The organism is Thalassotalea crassostreae (genome assembly GCF_001831495.1).
In the GTDB taxonomy this organism is placed as follows: Bacteria; Pseudomonadota; Gammaproteobacteria; order Enterobacterales; family Alteromonadaceae; genus Thalassotalea_A; species Thalassotalea_A crassostreae.
Genome location: NZ_CP017689.1, coordinates 3,561,107 through 3,586,026, shown reverse-complemented (window position 1 = coordinate 3,586,026; position 24,920 = coordinate 3,561,107). Strand labels below are relative to the sequence as shown.

The window sequence follows — 24,920 nt, the reverse complement described above, 5'->3', positions numbered from 1 at the left end:
ACTTTAATATCTCATATTTATTTAATCGGTATTACTTATGTTCCTGATAAGGTTTAAATGAATACGAAAAACGGTAGTCTAACCAAGGTAAAATATAGTTATCAAGTGGCTCAGAACCCCAAGAATCAGTTCCTCCAACCCCTCGCTGCCTGTAATCTATATTCACAAAAATACGATCATTTTTAATAAGTTCAAAGGGATGTAAATTTCTTCGAACATGATCGCTTTTAGAAGCATCGTAATCATCTGTATTAAAAAATTCAGCACCAAAACCAATGACTCCTTTTTTATTTGAACCAGAATTATTAATACCAGAAAATGTGATTCCTTGACCTTGATTATCTATAAAAGAAACGTGCCTAACATCGGTACGATAACCATTCTCCGAAGGACGAACATAGGGAACATACAAAGCATCAACATTGGTTTCATATAAACCGACAAAGGCTGAAGACTTTCTATCATCGTAATTTTCATGGGGTCCTCGACCATAATAGGTTAACTTGTCAAAGCTAGTATCAAGTTCAAATAAGTTTCCTATTCTAGGCAAATCACCATATTCTTTATGTGGGGCTGCATAAAACCAATTATCAACTTTTACTTCGCCTGAACCATATACATGATAGGTCATGAAATATCTGCTTTCGATAGCGTCTAATGCAAGTTCTACTTGTATCTGGGCATAATTAGAAGATATTCTTTCGACCTGAATTGAGTTTAGTTTGCTATTTTTCCCTGCGTGTTGCCACACAGACATATTTTTTTCATAGTCAACCATCTCTAGATCATTATAAACCGGTGCTCTCCAAAATTCTGGATGTGTAGGGCCTTTTAAGAACTCTTTCCCATAGTAATTAATAGAGGTGATTAGGCCAGTAGTTTTATCTACGTCCATGGTAAAGTCTGCCCCGGAAAACGTCACTTTATTTTTAAGATTCTCTATCTCTAAAGGTGTTTGTTGAGGTGGTTTAGCATTAGCAACTTGATACGGTAGAGCAAGTTGTTCCTGTGCAACTATATGGCCTTTTTCAAGTAAACCTTCGGAATTGTTAAGGGTTATATCGACATTAAAAAAATACTCATCTTGATTGCTTAACGGAGTTTTAAAATCTAATGTTATATACTCCTTCTTGCCTGGTTTAGCCGAAAGTGTTCTAACATTTCCTTGTTCAATAACTTCGCCATTTTCCAATAAACGCCAATTTAATTGATAATTGCTTAGATCTTTAAAGTAATATTTATTGCGAACGATAATTTTACCTTGTGCTAAATCAAGAGCTTCTATCGAAATGTTTTGTTGAACCTTTTTTACTTCCCATAAGTATGGGTAAGGAGTGCGATCAGCAAAGACTAAACCATTGGCACAAAAGCTGTCACTGTTCGGTGTACCTTCGGGTTCTAAGTCTCCGCCATAAGCTTGGAATATGGTGCCATCAGGAGCTTCTTTTTCAATAGTTTGATCTACCCAGTCCCAGATAAAACCGCCTTGTAATCGGTCATATTTTTCAAACGCATCCCAATACTCTTGAAAATTTCCGAGTGAATTACCCATTGCATGTTCATATTCAATAAGTATTACTGGTCGCTCATCATGTTGCGTTTCTGCGTAACGGATAATATCGGGTAATGGTGCATACATTTGTCCATAAGCATCCGTATGGCGCCTAAGTTGTGCCTGCTCAGATATAACTGGTGATGCCTCTTTAGCTTTAAGCCAGTCGTATGTCGCTTCTAAATTTGGCCCATCACCTGATTCATTTCCTATAGAGCGCATAATAACAGAAGCGTTATTTTTGCTACGCTCATACATATTAGAAACTCTATCTAAGTAGGCAGCTTTCCAGATTGGATCGTTTACAATGTGTTTTTTTGGGTTATAAGACCCTTGATTGGCTGCCCCTAATCCATGAGATTCTATATTGGCTTCATCCATAACATATAACCCATACTTATCAGCTAAGTCATACATATAGGAATCATTGGGGTAATGGGACATTCGAACTGCATTTATGTTAAATGACTTCATCATTTTAACATCTTCAATCATAGACTCTTTAGTTATTACATGCCCTGTTTTTGGGTCATGTTCATGCCGATTAACTCCTTTGAATAATACTGGCTGACCATTAACTAAAAAGTTACCATTTTTATATTCAGTGGAACGAAATCCAATTTTTCGCCCTATATACTGTGATGTTTTTTGTTGTTTATTAGCTAAGGTTAGCTGGATGTCGTATAAGTTAGGTTGTTCTGCACTCCACAAAGCCGGATTGTTGACTTGAGTACTGAAACTTACATTGGTTTTTTGACCAGGGCTTAACTGTTTTACAGTAAGGTCCTTAGATAAAATAAGTTTTTTATTCTTATCAAAAATATCTACCTTTAATTTTTGCTCTTCAGAGGTGTTTTTTGAACGGTTATCTATGTCAGCATCGAACTTTAAAACACCATTTTTGTAGTTATCATCCAAGCTAGTGAAAGCATGAAAGTCTCTGACAGCAACTTTAGGCGTAGTGTATAAATATACGTCTCGTTCAATACCACTTACACGCCACATATCTTGGCATTCAAAATATGATCCATCAGAATACCGATACACCTCAAGTGCAAGTAAATTATCTCCTTGCTTGAGGTAAGGGGTAATATCAAATTCAGCATCAGTTTTAGAATCTTGAGAATAGCCGACCTTTTTGCCGTTGACCCATATATAAAATGCTGACTTTACTGCTCCAAAATGAACAAAAACTTGTTTATTCTTCCAATCATTTGGGACGTTAAATACTTTACGATAAGAACCTACAGGGTTGTACGGTATATCTTGTTTAGGTAATAGTATTTCATTATCGAAACACGCATGGCTATGATAAAACGGTGTACCAAATCCGTTTAATTCCCAATTAGCGGGTACTGGAAACTCACCCCAGTTATTGTCATTAAAATTAGTTTGATAAAAATCCTTAGCTCTTTTACTAGGGTGATCAACCCAATTAAACTTCCACTGTCCATTAAGTAATTGATGGTTACTTTGTTGCCATGGTGCATCGCTTTGTAGCGCAGCTTTATTATCGTAGCTGAAAAAAAAACTCCTCGCAGGTTCTTTATTTATTCTAAATACTTCAGGGTCTCGCCACTCTTCCACTGCCAAACTTGTACACGACATTAGCATTGATAATAAAACTAACCATAAATTTAATGTATTACTTTTTATTTTCATTATTTTATACCTTAAAAGTAAATTTACGTTTGCCCCAAATCCACAAAATGAATAACAGGCTGTAAAGTGATTGTGAGCCACCAGAACTTTTTTTATTTTCAGTATCAGATTCCGGCATAGGGGTTGGCGTAGGATCTGGAGTCGTGCTGTCAATTAGTGGCGATAAGTGCGTTTGAAGAATAGGACGTTCTAAGGTGTTATCTGGTAATTGCCATCCAACGGATAGGTTATCATTACCGTTATGTTCTTTATGTAGTGTTTCCACATAATATTTTTGTCCTGCAATTAGGTATATCGGTGATGATTGTTGTGAGCCATATTTATCCCAATCTTGAAAGTCAGTCCAATCATTACTGTAAGCAATTTTAGTTTTATTGTTAGGATTATCATCACTGCTAAGCCACAATTCGCCACTATTGTCAGCAGCAATCCAAAAGATATACTCTCCTGTTAGGGGGGCACATAAATAACCTTGAATACGTGTGGCATAGTTGTCAGCGGAATCTGATTGGATTTCAAAAGTAGAAATAGTATCACTATCCCCAGCGGTATTTAATGGAATGCTCGCAGTTGAGGAGTCATAGTTATAATCACCGGTTTCTGATAGATCTGACCATGTTTCAATATTTAAATAACCTGAAGAAGAACAAGCTTGAGTGTTTTTAGCGATAACCTCCACTGAATTAGTTATAGTCTTTGAGTCAGAGCCAAATGCATTACTCGCATTAAGAGTTACATTAAAGTTTCCAGGCTTAAGATAAGTGACTTCCTGAGTCGCACTGGTACTAGTTTCTGGTGTGCCACCAATAAATACCCATTGCAATGAGTCAGGTGAATTAGAAGTTGTACTAGAAAATGTTACTGCACTGCCTTCCTCTATTAAAGCTCTGTTTTGAGTAAAGCTTACTATCGGTGTCGATTCATTATCGACAAGATCTGCTACGAATGTCACTATTGATTTTGCCGGTATTTGATAAACATTCTCAAAATTAGTTATTCCGGCACTCACTAAGTTATTGTTAGCATTAGTTATGTGGGTTGACATTGAGCTGATTGATTTCCCCTGGGGTAAACCACTAATTTCAAATGAGAGAGGCTGCGCGCTTGTTCCTACATTAGTTGCAACGAGTACTAATTTTTTACTGTCTGGGCTTCTATAAGAAGAGGCCATTACGCCATTGATATTATCAACATTATCTAACCCTACTCTTATATAGCCAGGACGGATAAAACGACTATAATTGCCTAGAGTCCAGAGAACTTTAGACGGTTGAATCGAGTTGGCATCTAAGTCACTATTTACTTTTATTAAACCGTCTTTGTAATTATATGGGGTAACACCTAGCCACCAATACCAAGCACTAACGTTGAGTCGGGTTAGGTCTCGATGAAGCACTTTGGCAATATGTAACGCGTAATCCATATCGTTTACATTCCAACCATTTCCCTCAAAGTTGCGAACATCACCAGTGCCACCTAATATTGCAAACTCACTCATCCAAATTTTAGCTTCAGGTGAAACTTCTTTAACGTTTGCCAAAACAGTATCACGTAAACTTCCCATTCTGTCTGACCAGGCATCAGAGAAATACCCATGTAAGGAAATCTTATTACCTAACTTAGCTCTTAATAATTCATCGCCTAATAATTCATTAATATAGTTTCTGTATAGCCCTTGACCAGTGCCATTCATGCCACCATTATAATTTGAGCTATCGCCGGAGAAGTTTTTATAGCGACTGTCATTTAGCGCCGCGGTGTACTCAACGACTTCACCACCATCAATATCAACAAAGCTATCCAACCCTGCATTTTCTAGTGCTGTGTGCAATTGTGTATAAACGGAGACAAGATCACTCATGTTATAACGATTTGCTTCTTGGCTCTTACCTTGCCATTCCCAAGTTGGCTCATTTATAGGGCTAATGTAATTTACAGGCACTCCAATTTCATTTCCTCTTAGATATTCCAAAACGTTGACTAAAAAATTAGCATAATCGTCAACCATATCGGGCTTTAAATTCGTTGAATCGACCCCTGTACCTGTATTTGGGTGGGCTAATCCATTCTTGGTTGCCCATACTGGTGGGCTATTTGCAAAAGCGACAAAGTCGTGAACGTTTCTTTCATAAGCTTCTTGCAAAAATCGAATTTGACCTAGTTGCTTAGTCTTATCAATGTTTGCATTTGGACTTGGTTGTAATAGTTCTGCGCGACGATAATCTTTTCCCAAATTATCCAAAGTAATTAGGCTATTGCTTCCTTGTTCAGCACTGCCTGCTCCAATATTAAAGCGCCAACCCGATAAACCTATGCCTGAGTCAGTGGAAAAAAATGTATCTGCTAGCTCCTCTATTTCATCGTTTTGACCTTTTGCTAACCAGTCATTAATTAAAGGGTTAATTGTCCAGGCATCGGATGCACCAAAACTGTCTATTTCTTGATGCTCAATATTAAACTTAATGGCAATGTTCTCTTGTGCATTTAGTTGAGTAGCCGTTGTTAAATACAGCAAAGCAAAAAATAATTTTTTTAAATATGTAACCCTGTAAGTTTTCATAAAAATTCCTGTAAATAAATCATGACTTGTTGTTCTAATCTAATATTTCTACTTAGCACTTGAGCGTCAATAAAACTTAAAATTAATAGACCATTAAACCCTTTGAATGAATTATCAAGTGGAAGTTAATGATACTAAAGAAAAATTTAAAGTGTGATTGAAAAAAACTAAACGATAAGTGAGAAATTATCACGACTAATTTATCCGTACCTTTAGTTTGTTTTTTAATCTATTAAGTCGCTTAAGCTCTGCTCAATAAATATGCAACCTGTAGCTAGATTTTGCGGTTTTATTGTTATGTTTTTGTTAGTGCAAAGAGTATCTAAAACCCCTAAATACTCAAATACGCTTAATTGACAGTAATAAAAATTGATGCAATTTTATTTATCAGCAAGATCATAAAAATAATTTAAGGCTGGAAAATGAAAAATATAATGAGTAAATATCATTGCATTCTCATCCTAATATTAGCTCTATTTGGATGTGGAGAAGGGGGGGATGACGTTTCTTTTAATTACGACCAAGATAAAGTTATTTCTGAAAACCAATCTAATGAATTTGTCGAACCCGCTAGGGCTCCAGATGGCTTTAAGGTTATCTATTATGTGGATGCTGGTGATGGAACTCCAGGAAAACTAGAAGTTCGAGAAACCTTTGGTACTCGCAGTAGTGTCGAAGATCAGTCTTATGGACCAGATTTAGTTACTGGCTATAGTTGGGGATATACGTCAGAAACCGCTCAATATTATGCTGATGCAGATAACTACGGAAGTATTCGAGGTGATGAGAGAGATACTGCAGGTAAAGGTGTTGAGTATGCCTTTGAGTTGGACAGTGGCAGCTATACCGTAGTTTTTGGGTTTAATGACCCTTGGGATGCTGAAGGCACTCGTCACGTCGATCTTGTCGCCGAAGGCATTACATTAGAAGAAGGTTATTACATTGCTGTAGATAACGATTTTAGACGTTTTGATAATGTTGTGGTGAGTGATGGAATTTTAGAACTTGCGGTTCAAAGAACAGCTACAAATTCTGATGGTGATGCTGATCCGCAAATATCTTGGATAGAAATTTGGGGCGAAACTGATGAAGAAACAGCTAGCCCAGTTCAAAAAATTTGGATTTCTGGTGAATTTCAACTCAATCATTGGGAGCTTAGCCAAGCGCCTTTAATGACCGCTCAGACTGAAGGCTGGTACGAGATGCTCATTCACTTCCAACAGGCTGGAGCGTTTAATTTTATCGACCAGAACTCCAGTTGGGATGCAGAGTATTACGGAACAGACGATAACGGTAATATCGTTTATTCCACCTCCGGCGGCTCTATGGGGGTCGACGAAGCCGGTTATTACACGGTTCGATTTAACTTAGATACTTTAGAATATAGTGTCGAATTATTAGATATTTCTGATATCACCCCGCTAGATCAAATGTATATTTATGGTAAAGGATTTCCTCAGCACCCTGAATTAGATTGGTGGGTTGAAGGTGAAGATGGCAATTGGGACATCGCAGACTCTATTCCTATGGTGAAAAATTATAAAGGCATGGGAGAGCATGTCTTTGGTATCGAAAATTTAGAGTTTTCAGATGCCGTTGAACTTGAGTTTATTAGCAGCTTGGATTGGAACACCGCTTCTGAATGGGGTTTTGCTAATCAAAGTCAGCTTAATGCTGCAGCTTCAGAGTTTTATTGGCATGAAACCGTTAAAAAAGTTACCGACGAATATCAATATATAGAATACGCAGATGCAGCAGGACTATACACTGTTATCTTCGATTACGCAGCAGGCCGAGCTACACTTATTAAGCAAATAACTACTATGTATATGGTCGGAGTCGGAACACCTGGTGACTGGGATGCTGGCCGAGCAATTGCGATGAACGAAGATACCGAACAAGCTGGTTGGTATCAAATAGAAGTTCAATTTAGCAATGAACATAATGGTGACGACACTTCTGAAGAACCGTACGGTGGCTTTAAATTTATAAGTGAGCAAAGTTGGGATGGTGGTAATTTTGGCCTTGCTAATAGAAGTAATAACTTAACTGATATGGAAGACTCTGATTCTAGTGCTGCTATTCCAGCACAAGCTCCAGGTTACTACACAATAAGGTTTAATCCTTTCTTATTAGAGTACTCGATAACGCCAATTGATCTCACTAATTTAACCATCCACGATGAAATGTACATATACGGTAAAGGGTTTCCTCAATATCCAGAATTAGACTGGTGGATTGAAGGGGAAGATGGCAATTGGGACATCGCTGATTCAATCCCGATGGTTAAAAACTTTAACGGTATGGGGGAGCATGTATTTGGTATCGAAGGATTAGAGTTTTCAGACGCAGTTGAGCTTGAATTTGTTAGTTCGCTAAGTTGGGATACGGCATCTGAGTGGGGCTTCACTAATCTAGAAGAATTAAATGCTAATAGTTCACCATTTTACTGGCTTAAAACCATTAACGAAGCATGGAACTATTTAGAGTACAGCAACGCAGCAGGTATCTACACAGTTATTTTTGACTATGCGGTAGGCAGAGCGACCCTGATCAAGGAGTCATCTATCGCTGATATGTATATGGTCGGTGCAGGTACAGGTGGAGATTGGGATATCTCTAATGCTGGAAAAATGTCAACAACTCCAGACTGGCCAGGTTGGTACTATATTGATGTGCAATTTACTGCTGAAGATTCAGGCGATCCTATTAAACCCTACGGTGACTTTAAATTTGTTAGTGAGCAAAGCTGGGGCGGAGATAATTTCGGTTTAGTTGATGCCTCAACTAGCTTAACAGAGATGGTGAATTCTGGCTCAAGTGATGGTATTCCAGCGCCAGCACCTGGTTATTACAACGTCTGGTTCGAACCAGAAACACTTACATACGAGTGGTATGAAACTGATCTTTCAGGATACCCTGTTCGCACCGAAATGTTTATTGTAGGCAAAGGCTATGTGGATTACCCAGAGCAAGACTGGACGCCAGAAAATGCCATTCCATTAGTCAGTAATTATCAAGGCTTAGGTGATTATGTCTTTGGTATTCAATGTCTTGAACTTGATACCGCAGTTGATATGAAGTTCTTAGGTCAACAGTCATGGGACGGGTACGATGCCGGTTTTGTTAATGGCGGTGAACAAACTGCTCCGCTTATATGGGTTAAAGCTGATGTCGGTGATGGTTCAGCAGACCTCAAGCTTATCGACCAAGCAGGTTTTTATGATGTTTCTTTTGATTACTTAATAGAGCGCATCAGCGTTACGCCAAGTGCAGATGGCACTTGTTTGTAATCACCACTATTAACCAGTATGAAGATATAAATTTTGTATCACCGAACAATCTTCGGTGATTCATAGGAGCAAATAATGATATTTAATAAAAAAAATAAGATTAGTAATCTGTTTTGTTTAAGCTTACTGTCAGTAAGTATTAATAGTGCTTTAGCACAAGAAGCAGATAACGTAGAGCCAGAATCAAAAGATGACATTGAAGTCATTGAAGTCAACGGCTATTTAAGTAGTGTCAAAAAATCAATTTTATCTAAAAAAGCTGCCGATAGTATTTTAGATTCAATTGAAGCAGAAGACTTAGGTAAATTTCCTGATACCAATGTAGCTGAGTCATTACAACGAATCACTGGTGTATCAATCGATCGTAATGGTGGCGAAGGTAGTAAAGTTAGTGTTCGTGGTTTAGGACCCGAGTTTAATGTAGTTACTTTTAATAATCGAGTAATGCCAAATCCAGATGGCTCTCGTTCATTTAGCTTTGATATTCTTGCCTCTGAAATGGTTTCACGCGTTGATGTGTATAAAACCTCTAAAGCAGAGCTTTCAGATGGCGGTATAGGCGCCGTAATAGATGTAAGAAGTCTAAGGCCTCTTGATTTAGATGAAGGGTTTACGGGGTCAGCGTCAGTTAAGGCAATGCATGACGAATTATCTGAAGAGACAGACCCGCAATTTTCAGGGGTAATAAGCTTTAAAGATGACGGTGGAGATTTTGGTATATCAGCTTCAATTGCCTCTCATAAACGAACCACGCGATCGGACTATATGGGTACAAGTGGTTGGTGGCCGATGGAGTACGACCTTGATGCTAATGGCGCGAAAGAGCTCGTTGCTTGGGCTCCTCAAGGTATTTCTTATGGTGTTGAGCAGGCCGAACGAGAAAGAACAAGTGGGATGGTTGTTGCGCAGTATGCATTATCAGATGACTTAGTTTTTACCCTTGATGGCTTATATTCTGAATATGATACTCAAGCCGATTACAATCAAATAGCCCATTGGTGGGGAGGTATTAATAATAATAATGCAGGCCCTGGGAGTGTTAAAGTTGATGAGCAGGGCACATTAGTTTATTGGGCTGGTCATGCTGCTCCTACGGAGATGGTGCATTCAACCGGTAACCGCCCAACGGAAACCTATATGGTTGGGTTTAATGTTGAAAAATTATTTGCCGATGATTCGGTATTAACATTTGATATGTCTTACGCGAAATCACAAAATACCGCTGGTGGTACACAAAGTTTCGCCGTAAGTGGCTTTAGAAATACTACTGAAAGCTCTAGCTTATTTCAGCTAGTTCCCGGCAATACAATTCCGTCACTCACTTTCCCTGTGCTTGATGAAGAAACTGGGCTATATACAGGTGAATATCAATCAAACCCGGCAGCATTAACTGACCCAACGTTATTGGCTAATCATTTTATGGTAGTTGAAGGTGATGATAATGAAGACACTATTAAAGATTTAAAACTTGATTGGACCAAGTCACTCGATTTTGGCGTAATATCTAGTGTAAAAGTTGGCGCTTTTTATCACGAGCGAGAATTTCAACGTACGAGATTAAGAAGTGCTGATGAAGTCAATAATGGCACATCAACAGGCTTTGGTGATGATATCCCTGACAATATAGGTATCTTAGTTAACCCAAGTGACTTTTTATCTGGTGCCAATGGCTCATTTCCCACCGCTTGGTTAGAAACCGATAATGATGCTTTACGTGCATACTATGAGTCTGACGACTTTATTAAAAATGGCGAATATTATAATCAACGAGTGGACGATAATGGCGATCCAATCCCTAATCTTGACTATACTCCACAAGTTGAATTAGCCAACAGCCCTGGGGTAAAAGAAGAAAATATCGGACTTTACGTTCAGCTTGGTTTAGAGGGAGAAATCGCTTCCATGCCTTGGTCTGGTAATATTGGTGTAAGAGTTGTTGAAACTGAGCAAACTTCAACTGGCTGGGGGGAAGAAATAATAAGTATTACACCTAACCCAGATGATCCAACGGTAAGCATATTAGAAACTACAGAAGCTAAACCTCTAGAAGTCGTTAATGAATACGAAGAAGTATTACCGTCGATGAATTTAAAGCTAGAAGTTAGAGAAGATGTTGATGTGCGATTGTCGTTATCAAAAACCATTACTCGTCCAGAGTTAAATAAAATTGGTGTTGACGTAGGATATAATACTAGACCAACCCAAGGAGGTTTCTTTGGTGCATCTGGTGGTAATCCATACTTAGAGCCTTATACAGCCACCAACTTCGATATCGCAGCCAACTGGTATGTCAATGAGTCATCTTATTTAGGTATCACTTACATGCACAAAGATATCGAAGACTTTATTGTTACCGCAGAGAAAGAAACTGTTATTTCAGGTTATGACTTTCTTGAAACGAGGCCATTTAACCTAGATGATGCTTCAATTTCGTCTGTCGAGGTAGCCACTAATATAGTATTCGACTTTCTCCCCGGCGCTTTTAGTGGTTTAGGTGTGCAGATGAATTACACCTTTGTTGATGATGATGATGCGTTTGTTGAGACAGATTCATATAGTTTTGGTATTGACGGATTGTCAGATACAGGTAACTTCATTCTCTTTTATGAATACCAAGCTGTACAAGTTCGTGCCTCATATAATTGGCGTGAAAAATACCTTTGGGGATTTGAGTATGAAGAATATACAACGGACTACGGCCAATGGGATGCCAGTGCAAGCTATGACATCAATGATAACTTTACAATTTTTGCCGAAGGGGTCAACTTAACGGAAGAGTCAGTCAGTAATTATCAGGGCTCAGAAAATCGAATCATTGATTATACTTATTATGGCAGAAGATTCTCGCTTGGTGTAAGAGCTTCATTCTAATAGAACATTGATGTAAAGCGCACCATTTTATTAATGGCGCGCTTTTTGTTTTTATAAAAGTGATAATTAATCAATATGTTATATAGTAATAAAGGTCTAGCTTTAAAGGTTGATTTACGAGTGCCATTGGTTTCAAGTTGTTTAATATTTCTGCCTATTTTTGCTCTGTTAGTTATTTTATTTCCATTGCCATCTCAGGCTGAGAGATTAAGTAGCCAAATGGTAAAAATGCGAGACGGTATTCATTTATCTACTGATATTTATTTCACGGGCCAGTTAAATAAGCCCCGTCCAACGATCTTAATTCGTACTGTATATAATAAAAACAATACTTTTAGCTGGAACCCAGTTTGGCAACAATTAGTCGATCAAGATTACGCAGTAGTTATTCAAGATATTCGAGGGCGTTATGAATCTGAAGGTAACTATAATATCGGAAGGGGAAGGAGGGAGGATGGTATTGACACCCTAGATTGGATCACTAAACAGCCTTGGTCAAATGGTAAAGTAGGGTTAAGTGGATGTTCATATTTAGGGGAAGCTCAAGTTGTACTTGAAGCGACTAATCATCCTGCGTTAGTCGTTGGTCAACCACAATCTGCTGCTTCTGGTTATTACCGTCCAGGAAGAGCATGGCAGTCATTCAGTGGCGGAGCTTTTGAACTGGGTCAAACAGCAGGGTGGTTTGCTAGCAATGGTTCGAAAGTATTTCATGGACCAAATCTAACAGGAGAAGAACGTAGTCAATGGTTCAATTCTCGTCAATCTAAAAAATTTGACATGTTGCCAGAATTTGATTTTAAACAATATCTAAAAAATTTAATGACGCTTCCAACGATTAACATACTTGAACGCAGTGGTGCATATCCAAGTGATTATAAAAAATGGATAAGTGCAAACCCAGATGACAACTATTTTCAAACAATGGATTTGGTTAAAAGCAATGACTCAGTCTCTGTCCCCAATCTATTTTTTGATACTTGGTATGATTATGGTGCTCGAGAAACCCTAATGATGGCTGAACAATTTAGAAAATATGGAAAAACTGAACTTGCTAAAGCGCATCAATATGTTGTTATAGGTCCAGGTACTCATTGTAATTTTCCAACACAAGATGAAGAGTTAAGCGCAGGACAGCGTCCTCTTAAAAATACCACTCAATCATTTGAAAAAATTCAAATTGACTGGTTTAACTACTGGCTTAAAGGCGAAAACAATAGCGCAATTAAACGACCGTTTCTGACTTATTATGTTTTAGGTGAAAATAGGTGGCGATCAGCGGAACAATGGCCCTTGCCTAATACTAATTACCAAAAGTGGTATCTATCAAAAATAAGTAAAGCCAATTCTCGACTAGGTGGCGGACAGTTAAGTAGATCTAAACCTAGTGCTGCTGTTTTATCAGATAGTTTTATATATGATCCTGCTAACCCTATACCTTCATTAGGTGGTCATACATGCTGTACTGGCTCTGATAAAGAAGCTGGTGCTTATGATCAATCTACTATCGAGTTAAGGAATGATGTTCTTGTTTATACATCAGCCGCACTTAAGCAAGGGATTGAAGTTACTGGATTAATTAAGGCTCATTTGTTTGTCAGTTCGTCTGCAAAAGATACAGATTTTACCGTTAAGTTAGTTGATGTTTATCCTGATGGTAAAGCATATAACGTACAGGAAGGTGTATTACGTATGCGCTATCGAGATTCATTAGAAAGTCCTACCTTAATGAAACCTGATAAAGTCTATGAGATTGAGGTAGACCTTAATGCAACGAGTAATTATTTTTCCAAGGGACATCAAATAAGAGTGGAGATAAGCAGCTCAAATTTCCCAAGAATAGAGCGTAATCTAAATACCGGCGAATCAAATCATCTAGGTACTTATTTTATTGAAGCTAAGAACACAGTGTGGCTTAGTGATGAAAAAGCATCATATATTGAATTGCCTGTAATTATTCGAGATTAGAATAGTTACTAATTTTTAAACAGTATTAATGTTAAAACTGTCAATTATTATGTACTTTTAATAAGTGATATTTATTCAAATAGAGTTGAGAAATGATCACTGTAATTTTATTGTGAGATTTTTTAAAGTATAGATATATCAATCAAATTCAGCATGTTTAAAGGTTGTGAAATGCAATTATCCGAGTCATTTAAAAACTTCAATATCGAAAGCATAAAGAATGTAGAGAGTAATATGCATACAACCAAGGTGGTAAATGCTTTTAAAAGCTATTTTGGTGACAAGCCAGATCATTTAGTCAAAGCTCCTGGAAGGGTAAATTTAATTGGTGAACATACCGATTATAATAATGGCTTTGTTTTTCCATGTGCAATTGAGTTTTATACCTATGTAGGAATTAGCCGAAGGGAAGATCTCTGTGTGGAAATAATTGCGCTAGATTTGAATGATCAGGATACCTTTAGCTTAGAAGAACATTTAACGCCTCACCCAACAAAAACATGGGTTAATTATATTAAAGGGGTCATTAATGAATTAACTAAGTTAGGGAAAAATTTATCAGGCTTTAATCTTGTTATTTGTGGTGATATCCCTCAAGGGGCAGGTTTAAGTTCGTCAGCTTCTTTAGAAGTTGCAGTTGCGAAGGCAATATCGAAACTTCACAGTTATAAGCTTAATAGAATAAAGTTAGCTCAAATTGCTCAGGCAGCAGAAAATAATTTTGTCGGTTGCAATTGTGGAATAATGGATCAACTGATATCTGCCTGTGGTATTAGAGATAATGCAATTGCTATTGATTGTAATAGCTATACATTAACTAAAGTTACGTTCCCGAAAGACCTTGCAATTATGATTGTAGATTCTTCTGTGAAAAGAGGCCTAGTTGAAAGCGAATATAATCTCAGACGTGAACAGTGTGAACAAGTTGCAGATTACTTTAGTGTTAAAAGCTTAAGACAAGTGCCTCTTGATGTATTTAATTCTGAAAAAGCTCGTATAAACCCTACATTAGTTAAAAGAGCACAGCATGTATTAGAGGAGAATCAGCGAGTACTTGCCATGATAGGCGCACTAAATATTCATGATCTTCCATCTATAAGTCGTTTGATGGCTGAAAGTCATCAATCATTAAAAACTTTATTTGAAGTGACGGTCCCTGAAGTTGATTACTTAGTAAAAATTATTTCAGAAGAACTTGGTTCAGAATGTGGTGTACGAATGACTGGTGGGGGATTTGGTGGTTGCATTGTAGTTATACTTCCACAATCGAGAGTTGATGCGCTAATTCCAATAATCAAAGATAAATATAAGCAAGAAATGGGATTAGATGCCTCAATTTACCTAAGTACACCTGCCCAAGGTGTAAAAGCTCTTTTTTAATGTTGCGATAGTCAAAAACACTTAAGGTTTAAGCCTTAGGCGATAAATGCCTAATTTGACTATGTTGAATTAGCCGGTTTCTTCGATATTTACTCGCGATTTAGCAAGCTCTGAGTCTGATTTTATTTGTTCAATTAGCCAACTTTCGAACAGTTGAATTTTTTTCTGTTCAAATTTTTCTTGCCTATAGACAAAGTACCATTCGTTGTGATGCTTAACTCTCATATTTGGGAATGGTTCGATAAGCATACCTGAAGATAGTTCTTTTTCTACATAGGGTTGCATACCAAGCGCAATGCCCATCCCTTGCAAAGCCGTTGAGATGGAATGATCGTAACTGTCAAATTGTAACCCTGACTCAGGATCAACACTAGTGCATCCCATTTCGTCTAACCAAATATACCAATCTCTATCTGATGGGTAGACTTGTAAAATGGTAAAGTCGCTAAGTTGTTCAGGCTGCTCTAATCGCTCTTTGTCTTTAAGTAAGTTTGGGCTACATACTGGAAATACCTCACACGAAAATAAATAGGTGTAATGTAAACCATTGGCTGTTTTGTTGCCTATCATTACGCAAGCATCAACATCACTTTGGTCAAAATCAACATCAAGCTGAGATGTATTTAGTCTAACGCTGATGTGAGGATATTTATTTTGAAAATCAGGTAATCTAGGAATTAACCAACGTATTGCTAAGGTTGAATAGAGTTGTATGGTCAGTACGTCTGATCGGGTAGGCTTTAAAATAAGATCTGTACCATCCGCAATTTTATCAAATGCTTCCCTTAATATCGGATAATACTGTTTGCCAATTTTAGTGAGCTCAACTGCACGAGTCTTGCGTGTAAATAGTTCAATGTTTAGCGTGTGTTCAAGCTGTTTTATTTGATGACTAATAGCTGAAACCGATACACATAATTCATCTGCCGCATCCCTAAATGAACCATGTCTTGCAGCTGCTTCAAAGCTTCTTAATGAATTTAATGGTGGTATTTTTTTACGCAAATTATACTCCCTTTAGCTTTATACTTTATTGTTATTATTGAGAAATATTCAAGTATGCATAAGTAAAATTAGTTTGTCAGAGGACTTTGGGTATGTCAATGTAATGTTAAATATGGAGGGTGCATGGAACAAAATTTTCAAATGACTGACAATATAAGAATAGCGGTACAGCATGCCCATGAGATGTTGTTACACAAAGCTTTTGAACCTGCGGTACAGCAAGGATATGAGATCTTAAAGAGATACCCTAATGAAGCTAATGGACTATTTATAATAGCTTCTGCCTATAGAGGATTAGGTCAGTTAGATAAAGCTAAAGGTATATTACAAAAATTAGTAAATAAGACTGATAATTTTGCTTTGGCGCACCAAGAACTTGCTTTTACATTAGCTGAGCAGAAGCAAATTAAGCCAGCTATAGCCGCTTTAACTAGTGCTGTAAATATTGAATCAAACTTACCACTAAGTTGGAAGTTATTATCAGAGTTATTGCAATCATTAGGTGAAAATAAACAAGCTGAAAAAGCTTATAATAATTACTTACGTTTCTCAGCTAAATATCCTAAATTTGGTAATGCACTACAAGCATTTATAGAAAATAAATTAGCTGTCAGTGAGGGCTTTTGTAGAGAACACTTAAAACAGCACCCAACAGATGTAAATGCGATCAGGTTATTGGCAGAAATAGCGATAAAGCTTGGTATATTTGAAGATGCCGAACATTTATTAGTTCGTTGCCTAGAATTAGCCCCTGATTATCAATTAGCTCGCCTCAATTACGCTCATGTATTGAACAAACGAGAAAAAAGTCAGCAAGCGTTAGCTGAAATTGAAAAATTAGAGCAAAAAGAAAATGTTCCCCCTCAGCAAATATTAAAGGCCGCGATTTTAGTAAGATTAGGCAAGTTTGATGTTGCATTAGAGCTCTACAATAAATTAATTAAAATTTTACCTGAGCACGCAGGTCTTTTTACTAGCAGAGGACATGTTCTTAAAACTATTGGTAAACAAGAAGCCGCCATCTCATCTTACAGGCAAGCCATTGAATGTTCGCCAAGTCATGGTGAAGCTTATTGGAGTTTAGCTAACTTAAAAACTTTTCGTTTTGAGCAAATGGATATAGAACAAATGCAACAGGTATTGCTAAGTAAGCATTTATCACCGTTAGAACGTGTAAATATCTGTTTTGCTTTAGGAAAAGCATTTGAAGATAAAGGGGACTTTAGGCAATCGTTTAGTTGTTACCAGCAAGGCAACGCATTGAAGCAGAAAATTGAACGATATGATGCAGATGAAACGACTCATTTGATAGACAGGACTATTGCCACGTGTATTCCTGAAATGTTTTCAAATATAAATAACGAGGGATGTAAAAAACCAGATCCTATTTTTATTGTTGGGCTGCCACGTTCGGGGTCTACTCTATTGGAACAAATTTTGGCAAGTCACTCAATGGTAGATGGTACGAAAGAATTGCCTAATATAACGGCTATGGTAAGACGTTTAAGTGAAAGAAAAAAGCGTGATGATGTTTCTAAATATCCAGAAGTTATTGCAACATTATCACCTGAACAATTAGAGTGCTTAGGACAAGAATACATAAACAATACCCAAATACATCGAAGTGACGCTCCTTATTTTATCGATAAAATGCCTAATAATTTTGCTCATATAGGGTTAATCAAACGCATATTGCCGAATGCAAAAATTATAGATGCTAGACGTAACCCAATGTCTGCATGCTTTAGTGGCTACAAACAATTATTTTCATCAGGTCAAGCATTTAGTTATGGGTTAGAAAATATAGGTAGATATTATCTTGATTACATTAAGTTAATGGATCATTGGCAGAAAGTGTTGCCCGGTCAAATACACACGGTTTGTTACGAAGATGTAGTTAAGGATTTCGAAACGCAAGTCCGCTCTTTACTCGATTTTTGTGATTTACCTTTTGAGGAAAACTGTCTTGAATTTTATAAAAATGCGCGCGCTGTAAATACAGCCAGTTCAGAGCAAGTAAGACAACCTATTTATCAAAGTGGCTTAAACGCATGGACTAAATTTGACCCCTACTTAGATCCGTTAAAAAACGTGTTATCTCCCATGATTACGTGATAACTATTATTTCCATTGTTCTCTTAAAAATGTCATAGCCTGATTAGGCCAAAGTTTAATTTATTTAAACAGCTAAAGTCGTTATCTACCTGATAAGGCTGAGTTTAATTGCCGTAAAAGCGGCTCTATAGTTTAGATTTTTTCAACTGTTATTGCGAAATACTCGTTTGTTCAGTATTGATTTTCGTTGTTAATATAACCTTGTTGTTATGAAGAAGTTAACAATCAGATGTGATGTTGTAAATTATTTCTCTTAGTCAAAGAGCATTAGTTTACCTGCTATAAATATAATAAAGGAACACACAATGACTGGTAGAAATCTTAATACCGTAATCAGCTCTAAAGTAAAGCCTCTGATCGCCGCGATACGTAATTCGTTAAAAGAGCAAGGTCTACAGCGAATTGCCTTATCGACTGTGGTTATCGGTGGATTGTCGGTAATGACAAATGCAAGTGCAGAAGAGTCTGTTGATGCGAATGCAACTAATGTTGATAGTACAAATAATGGTATAGAAACGATAGTTGTTACTTCTCGTAAGCGCGTAGAAAACATTCAAGAAACACCTGTCAGTATAACTGCATTTGGCACTGAAAAACTTGAAGAACTTGGTATTGAAAATTTTGATGACTATGCATTAATGCTGCCGAGTTTATCCTACCAGTCATCAGGCCCTGGCTTGTCTCAGGTTTATATGCGTGGTGCTTCTGATGGTGGTGATGGGAACGCCTCTGGCTCACAACCGGGTGTTGCTATTTATTTAGACGAGCAGCCTGTAACTGCAATTGGGCGTAATCTCGATTTACATATTTATGATATTGAACGGGTTGAGGCGCTTGCTGGTCCACAAAGTACTCTATTTGGTGCTAGCTCTCAGTCAGGTACTTTAAGAATTATTACAAACAAGCCTGATGTTGATGCATTTGAAGGTGGTTTTGATGTTAGTTATGGAACAACTGAAGGTGGCGATACAAGTAATTCAGTCGAAGGGTTTGTAAACGTCCCTATTAATGATGATGCCGCCATTAGGTTAGTCGGATGGACTAAAAAAGATGGTGGTTATATCGATAACGTTGCAGGCACACGAACTTATGCCTTATTTACCGACGGTGGTAATTTATCAACAGTAGAAGAAACCAATGCTCACTTGGTTAAAGAAGACTTTAATGAATTAACTAATAGTGGTGCAAGAATGGCACTGAAAGTTAATTTAAACGAAAATTGGATTGCTACGGCAAGCCATTTATTCCAAAAACAAGAAACTGAAGGCGTTTGGTTTCATGATCCTGACAACCCTAGTGGGGAGATTGGTGATCTAGAAGTTCAACGCTTCTTTGCCGATAAAATGGATGATGAATTTAATCAATCTGCACTCACCATCGAAGGCGACCTTGGTAACATGAGTCTAGTTTATGCTGGATCATTTATGGATAGAGACGTTGAATATTTTAACGATTATTCCGATTATGCAGATTATTTTTCTACCAGTTGGATCCAATACTATGGCTGTGAATATTACGGCACTGCCGATGTCGATTGTTCAAGCATGGCTATTTATTATCAAGATGATAATAAATATAAACGCGATACCCATGAGCTTCGTTTGCAATCAACAGATGATGATCCATTGCAATTTATTGTCGGCTTATATTATGAAGATGCTAGTCATGATTACCGCCAAGAATGGCAGATGAATGGGATGGCACAAGGTGAAGACTTTAGACTATTTGGCGAACCTAACCTATGGTATTTAACCGATCAAAAAAGAACCGATGAGCAATCAGCCTTATTTGGTGAGGTAAGTTATGCCTTTACAGATCAATTTACTACTACTCTTGGGGCGCGAATATTTACAAATGATAGTACGTTAGAAGGTGTTTCCGGTTATGGCTTGATTGCTCCAGGGTTCCCTATTATCAATGTTGACAGTAAAACGGATGATAGTGATAGCATCTTTAAATTTAACGCTACGTATAAATTTAATGACGATAAAATGGCTTATTTTACTTGGTCTGAAGGCTACCGCCCTGGTGGTATTAACCGAGATGAAACCGATTTAGTAGCTCGTACCTATAAATCTGATTTTGTTACTAATACTGAGCTAGGTTGGAAAACAATGTGGTTAGAAGATAACCTGCGTTGGAATGGCGCAATTTACCACATGAGCTGGGATGATATGCAATTTACTCGTTATGATTCCTCTTATGGTTCTCCCGTAGGTTTAACTGTTAACGCGAGTGAAGCAAAAATTGTTGGTCTAGAATCAGACCTTACTTACTTACTTACGCAAGACTGGACTGTTAGTGCAGCATTTAATTTTAATAATGCTGAACTCAATGAAGATTTATTAGTGGGTAGTAATTTATCCCCTGATGGCACCGAACTTCCTAACGTACCAGAGTTTAAAGGGAATATTACTAGTAGATATAACTTTACTATTGCTGATTACGCAAGCTTCGCTCAAGTTGTCTATTCCTATGTGGGTGAGTCTTATAGTGATATTTATAAATATAACACCAGTGATTTAACCGATGATAGGCGAGATATTAATAAGAGCTATAGCATTGTTAATTTATCGGCAGGCTTAGATATGGATGGCTGGGGGGTTAGTTTGTATGTTAATAATTTGACCGATGAGCGTGCACAGTTATCAAGAGGGAGTGCTGACTGGGACACAAGTATTACAACAAATAGGCCACGTCATATTGGTATAAGGTATCACATGACTTTTGAGTAATTTAGTTTTAAAGCAGGTGAATCATAATTCACCTGCTCATTCTCGAATGAATAAAGTTTAGGTTAATAAATAAGGACAAACGATGACTGTTGATAATAACGGTTTAGGCCCTGACAAAGTTGTACTTGTTACTGCTGGAGCTAGTGGTATTGGACGCACAATAGCAGAAAAATTTCTTAGCTATGGATGTAAAGTTCATATATGTGATGTTGATAAAACTGTAATCTCAGAGTTTTTAGAAGCAAACCCAAGCGCAACAGCATCTGTTGCCGATGTTTCAAATGTTGATGAAGTAAAGCAAATGTTTAATGAACTAGTTGAATTATACACTCGCTTAGACTTTCTCGTTAATAATGCTGGAATTGCTGGACCAACAGCTCCTGTTGAAGATATTGAAATTAATGAATGGCAGCAAACAATTAATGTTGATTTAAATGGACAATTTTATTGTACTAAATATGCAGTTCCATTACTTAAAGCCAATGGTTCAGGAGGAATAATAAACATTTCTTCAAATGCTGCCTTTTTTGGTTTTCCTTTGCGCTCACCTTACACGGCGTCTAAATGGGCGCTTGTTGGGTTAACTAAAACGTGGGCAATGGAACTCGGGCCACATAATATTCGTGTTAACGCGCTTTGCCCTGGCAGTGTTAGTGGTGATCGTATTGAAGGTGTGATAAATCGCGATGCGCAACAACGAGGTGTATCACCACAGGAAATTAAAAATATTTATGCGGAGCAAAGTTCTATGCGTTTATTTGTTAGCCCTGAAGATGTTGCCAATATGGCAATATATTTAAGCTCAGCGCTTGGTTCGAGCCTTTCAGGGCAGGTGATTGGTATTGACGGCCACACAGAAAATTTATCTTGTAAATTTTAAAAAGTAATGACTATTTGCGCTTATCTTTTAGCGAATATAAGAATAATGAGGCCAAAACCTCAACAATGGAGAACACAATGAAAGCAGCTTGGTTTGAAAAATTTGGAAGTGCCGCCGAGACAATTATTATTGGTGAACAGCCTAAGCCTGAAGTTAACGATGGTGAAGTATTAATAAGGTTAAAGGCCACAGGTGTTAATCCTTCAGATGTAAAGAAAAGAATGGGAGCATTTCCAAACCTTTTAGATACGGGGCATGTTATTCCACATAGTGATGGGGCTGGGATTATTGAAGCTGTTGGTAAAGGAGTTTCTGAGAGTCGAATTGGTGAAAGAGTATGGGTGTACCAAGCACAATATGCACGTATGCTTGGTACTGCTGCAGAATATGTCAGCATTGATGCTTCTCGTGCAGCCACATTACCCGATAATACGTCATTCGAGATTGGTGCATGCTTAGGTATTCCAGCAATGACTGCACATCGAGTTGTTATGTCGGATGGTGACCTTACTGATCAAACTGTATTAATCACAGGCGGAGCTGGTCGAGTAGGATTCTATGCAATTCAGTGGGCAAAAATTGCTGGTGCTAAAGTAATCGCTACTGCGAGTAATCCTGCCGATGAATCAGCCTGCCTGGAAGCAGGGGCTGATCTAGTTGTTAATCATCGTGAAAGTAATTGGGGAGATTCCGTACAGGAGATTAATGATGGTGAAAAAGTCGACCGTGTTATTGATGTTGAGTTTGGCTTTAACTTACCTGAAGTTCTTAAATGTATTCGAATTGGAGGAGTGATTGCAACTTATGGTAACACTCAAGTTAAAGAACCTAAGTTACCATTTTTTCAAATGATGTTTATGGATTTAACTATCAAAATGACCATAGTATATGCTATGCCAGAGGCCGCTAAACAACACGCAATCAAAGATATTTATAATGCCTTGTCTGCAAACAAATTGAAACATCGTGTAACTCATTTACTTTCATTTGAACAAATGGCTACAAGCCATGAGTTAATTGAACAAAACAACGTTCGTGGTTGTGTAATTGTTAATATAGATAGTTAACAATGCAACTTTAAATTTGAGTTCATGAAAGGTAAAAATATACGTTTTAGCTCTTATATACGAGTAGCTTGTGTCGGTCATCTTGTTTGTTAACATGTAATTTCAAGATGGCCAGATGTAAGTTGATTGGTTCGTAGTAATCAAGATGAATAACGGAAGTTTTTAAATGCTTTGTATAACCACTTCAGCAAGTAATGTTTGGTACATCAAATGTACCTATAACTTATAACCTGTTAATGAATTTGCCATTCTAAAATAACAAAAAATAATAATGGAGTTATGCAGTGAAGCAACGTATAGATAAAATGGGATTTATAGCAACGATCGTAATTATCCTTTTAATGACAATACCTTTGATTATTGACCCTAAAGCTTCTGCTGATTATATGCAAATAGCATATGCTTATATAGCTAATAACTTTGGTTTTTTATACATTTTTATGGCTTCATCCATATTGATTTTATTATTGTGGCTTGCATTTAGTAAATATGGAAACATTAAACTAGGCGACAGTACTGATACACCTCAGTACAGTAATTTCTCGTGGAGTGGCATGCTATTTTGTGCTGGTGTGGGGGCTGGACTTTTATACTGGTGCACAATTGAATGGGCTTTTTATTACCAATCACCACCTTTTGGTGTCGAAGCTATGTCAACAGAAGCTGCAAAATGGGCGTCTTCCTACGGAATATTTCACTGGGGAGTTAGTGCTTGGGCTTTTTATTGTTTGCCAACATTGGCAATAGCATACCCGTACTATGTTAAAAAGGTTCCGATGCTTAAATTTAGTATAAGTTGTCATCATGTGCTTAAGGGGAAAGAAAATTCACCCTTGGGGAGATTCATTGACTTCTTATTTCGAGTCGCCCTTATTGGAGGTGCAGGTTCTTCTCTTGGTTTTTCAACCCCGCTTATTGCTGAAGGAATTTCACTATTACTAGGCATAGAATCCAGCTTTAAATTGGAGGTTTTTGTTGTTTTGGTTTGTGTAGGCATATTTGCTACGAGTGTTTATTTCGGCCTAGAAAAAGGTATGAAACGTTTAAGCCAAGCCAATGTTTGGTTATCGTTTTTGTTATTAGGTTTTATATTACTTGCGGGGCCCACGGTTTTTATATTAAAAACAGGCATCAATAGTATCGGCACCGTTATTCAAAACTTTGTTCAAATGAATACATGGACGGATCCATTTACAGAATCTAGCTTTGTGGAAAGTTGGACTGTTTTCTATTGGGCTTGGTGGGTGGCATTTGGACCATTCGTTGGTATTTTTGTAACCCGTATTTCGAAGGGAAGAACTATTAAAGAAGTTATACTTGGAATGTTAACTTTTGGCTCTATTGGAGGAGCTATTTTTTATATAGTTATTGGAAATTATTCTTTATATCAACAACTTACAAATGCTGTCGATGTGATAAGTTTAATGAACAGTTATGGCGCTCCTACAGCTATTATTACTGTATTTGAACAATTACCATTAGCTAAGCTAGTTATCGGAATTTTTTGTCTGGTTTGTATCATATTTGTAGCAACAACTTACGATGCTGCGTCTTATACCTTAGCTAGTAGCGCAACTGAACAGTTACCAGTTGGAGAAGATCCACACAGACTTCATCGTACATTTTGGGCTATTACATTGGCATTGTTGCCCATTTGTTTAATGTACGTAGGAGGTTTTAAGGTGGCTCAAACCGCTGTTTTAGTTGTTTCATTACCCCTTTTATTTATATATATGCTAATGACTTATTCTTTTATGGCTTCACTAAAATTTGATTCAAATCAGCCAAGCTCAAATGAAAAAACTTTAATAAATATTTAGAGGGAAAATTAT

Annotated in this window: 12 protein-coding genes; 9 read left to right on the top strand and 3 right to left on the bottom strand. The window is 37.4% G+C overall.

Translation table 11 applies throughout. The features are described from left to right. Positions 1-31 precede the first annotated feature (31 nt). Positions 32-3,214: a glycoside hydrolase family 2 TIM barrel-domain containing protein gene (locus tag LT090_RS15515; protein ID WP_082897012.1), complete on the bottom strand. Its 3,183-nt coding sequence runs from the start codon at positions 3,212-3,214 to the stop codon at positions 32-34. Between the two features lie 4 nt (positions 3,215-3,218). Then, entirely contained in the window at positions 3,219-5,774 is a 2,556-nt protein-coding gene (locus LT090_RS15510; RefSeq protein ID WP_068544449.1) for a glycoside hydrolase, read from the bottom strand. 422 nt (positions 5,775-6,196) lie between these two features. Between LT090_RS15510 and LT090_RS15505 the strand changes: the two genes are divergently transcribed. From LT090_RS15505 to galK, 4 genes are all read left to right on the top strand, one after another. After that, positions 6,197-9,067 carry a cadherin repeat domain-containing protein gene (locus LT090_RS15505; protein ID WP_068544448.1) on the top strand — a complete coding sequence of 957 codons (2,871 nt, stop codon included), beginning with the start codon at positions 6,197-6,199 and terminating at the stop codon, positions 9,065-9,067. Between the two features lie 75 nt (positions 9,068-9,142). Next, entirely contained in the window at positions 9,143-11,938 is a 2,796-nt protein-coding gene (locus tag LT090_RS15500) for a TonB-dependent receptor (RefSeq protein ID WP_068544447.1), read from the top strand. Between the two features lie 75 nt (positions 11,939-12,013). Beyond that, positions 12,014-13,906, top strand: a complete 1,893-nt coding sequence (locus tag LT090_RS15495; RefSeq protein WP_068544446.1) for a CocE/NonD family hydrolase — start codon at positions 12,014-12,016, stop codon at positions 13,904-13,906. A 234-nt stretch (positions 13,907-14,140) separates the two neighbouring features. Next, on the top strand, positions 14,141-15,286 hold the full coding sequence (gene galK, locus LT090_RS15490) for a galactokinase (protein ID WP_068544564.1): 1,146 nt from the start codon (positions 14,141-14,143) through the stop codon (positions 15,284-15,286). A 69-nt stretch (positions 15,287-15,355) separates the two neighbouring features. On the opposite strand, the gene gcvA is transcribed toward galK, so the two are convergent. After that, positions 15,356-16,291 (bottom strand): transcriptional regulator GcvA, encoded by a 936-nt coding sequence (gene gcvA, locus LT090_RS15485; RefSeq protein WP_068544445.1) that lies wholly within the window; start codon positions 16,289-16,291, stop codon positions 15,356-15,358. Positions 16,292-16,414: 123 nt separating this feature from the next. Here gcvA and LT090_RS15480 point away from each other — a divergent pair, with 123 nt between their 5' ends. From LT090_RS15480 to LT090_RS15460, 5 genes are all read left to right on the top strand, one after another. Next, positions 16,415-18,406 carry a tetratricopeptide repeat-containing sulfotransferase family protein gene (locus LT090_RS15480; protein ID WP_068544444.1) on the top strand — a complete coding sequence of 664 codons (1,992 nt, stop codon included), beginning with the start codon at positions 16,415-16,417 and terminating at the stop codon, positions 18,404-18,406. Positions 18,407-18,711: 305 nt separating this feature from the next. Beyond that, positions 18,712-21,141 carry a TonB-dependent receptor gene (locus LT090_RS15475; protein ID WP_068544443.1) on the top strand — a complete coding sequence of 810 codons (2,430 nt, stop codon included), beginning with the start codon at positions 18,712-18,714 and terminating at the stop codon, positions 21,139-21,141. 82 nt (positions 21,142-21,223) lie between these two features. Next, positions 21,224-22,021 carry an SDR family oxidoreductase gene (locus LT090_RS15470; protein ID WP_068544442.1) on the top strand — a complete coding sequence of 266 codons (798 nt, stop codon included), beginning with the start codon at positions 21,224-21,226 and terminating at the stop codon, positions 22,019-22,021. A 77-nt stretch (positions 22,022-22,098) separates the two neighbouring features. Further along, positions 22,099-23,088, top strand: coding sequence for an NADPH:quinone reductase (locus tag LT090_RS15465; protein WP_068544441.1), 990 nt, complete (start codon positions 22,099-22,101; stop codon positions 23,086-23,088). Between the two features lie 284 nt (positions 23,089-23,372). Next, entirely contained in the window at positions 23,373-24,908 is a 1,536-nt protein-coding gene (locus LT090_RS15460) for a BCCT family transporter (RefSeq protein ID WP_068544440.1), read from the top strand. Positions 24,909-24,920 lie beyond the last annotated feature (12 nt).

Coding starts and splice junctions, on each gene's coding strand:
- LT090_RS15470 (WP_068544442.1), top strand. CDS start 21,224: ATGACTGTTGATAATAACGGTTTAGGCCCTGACAAAGTTGTACTTGTT.
- galK (WP_068544564.1), top strand. CDS start 14,141: ATGCATACAACCAAGGTGGTAAATGCTTTTAAAAGCTATTTTGGTGAC.
- LT090_RS15510 (WP_068544449.1), bottom strand. CDS start 5,774: ATGAAAACTTACAGGGTTACATATTTAAAAAAATTATTTTTTGCTTTG.
- LT090_RS15475 (WP_068544443.1), top strand. CDS start 18,712: ATGACTGGTAGAAATCTTAATACCGTAATCAGCTCTAAAGTAAAGCCT.
- LT090_RS15515 (WP_082897012.1), bottom strand. CDS start 3,214: ATGAAAATAAAAAGTAATACATTAAATTTATGGTTAGTTTTATTATCA.
- LT090_RS15465 (WP_068544441.1), top strand. CDS start 22,099: ATGAAAGCAGCTTGGTTTGAAAAATTTGGAAGTGCCGCCGAGACAATT.
- LT090_RS15500 (WP_068544447.1), top strand. CDS start 9,143: ATGATATTTAATAAAAAAAATAAGATTAGTAATCTGTTTTGTTTAAGC.
- LT090_RS15495 (WP_068544446.1), top strand. CDS start 12,014: ATGTTATATAGTAATAAAGGTCTAGCTTTAAAGGTTGATTTACGAGTG.
- LT090_RS15480 (WP_068544444.1), top strand. CDS start 16,415: ATGGAACAAAATTTTCAAATGACTGACAATATAAGAATAGCGGTACAG.
- LT090_RS15505 (WP_068544448.1), top strand. CDS start 6,197: ATGAAAAATATAATGAGTAAATATCATTGCATTCTCATCCTAATATTA.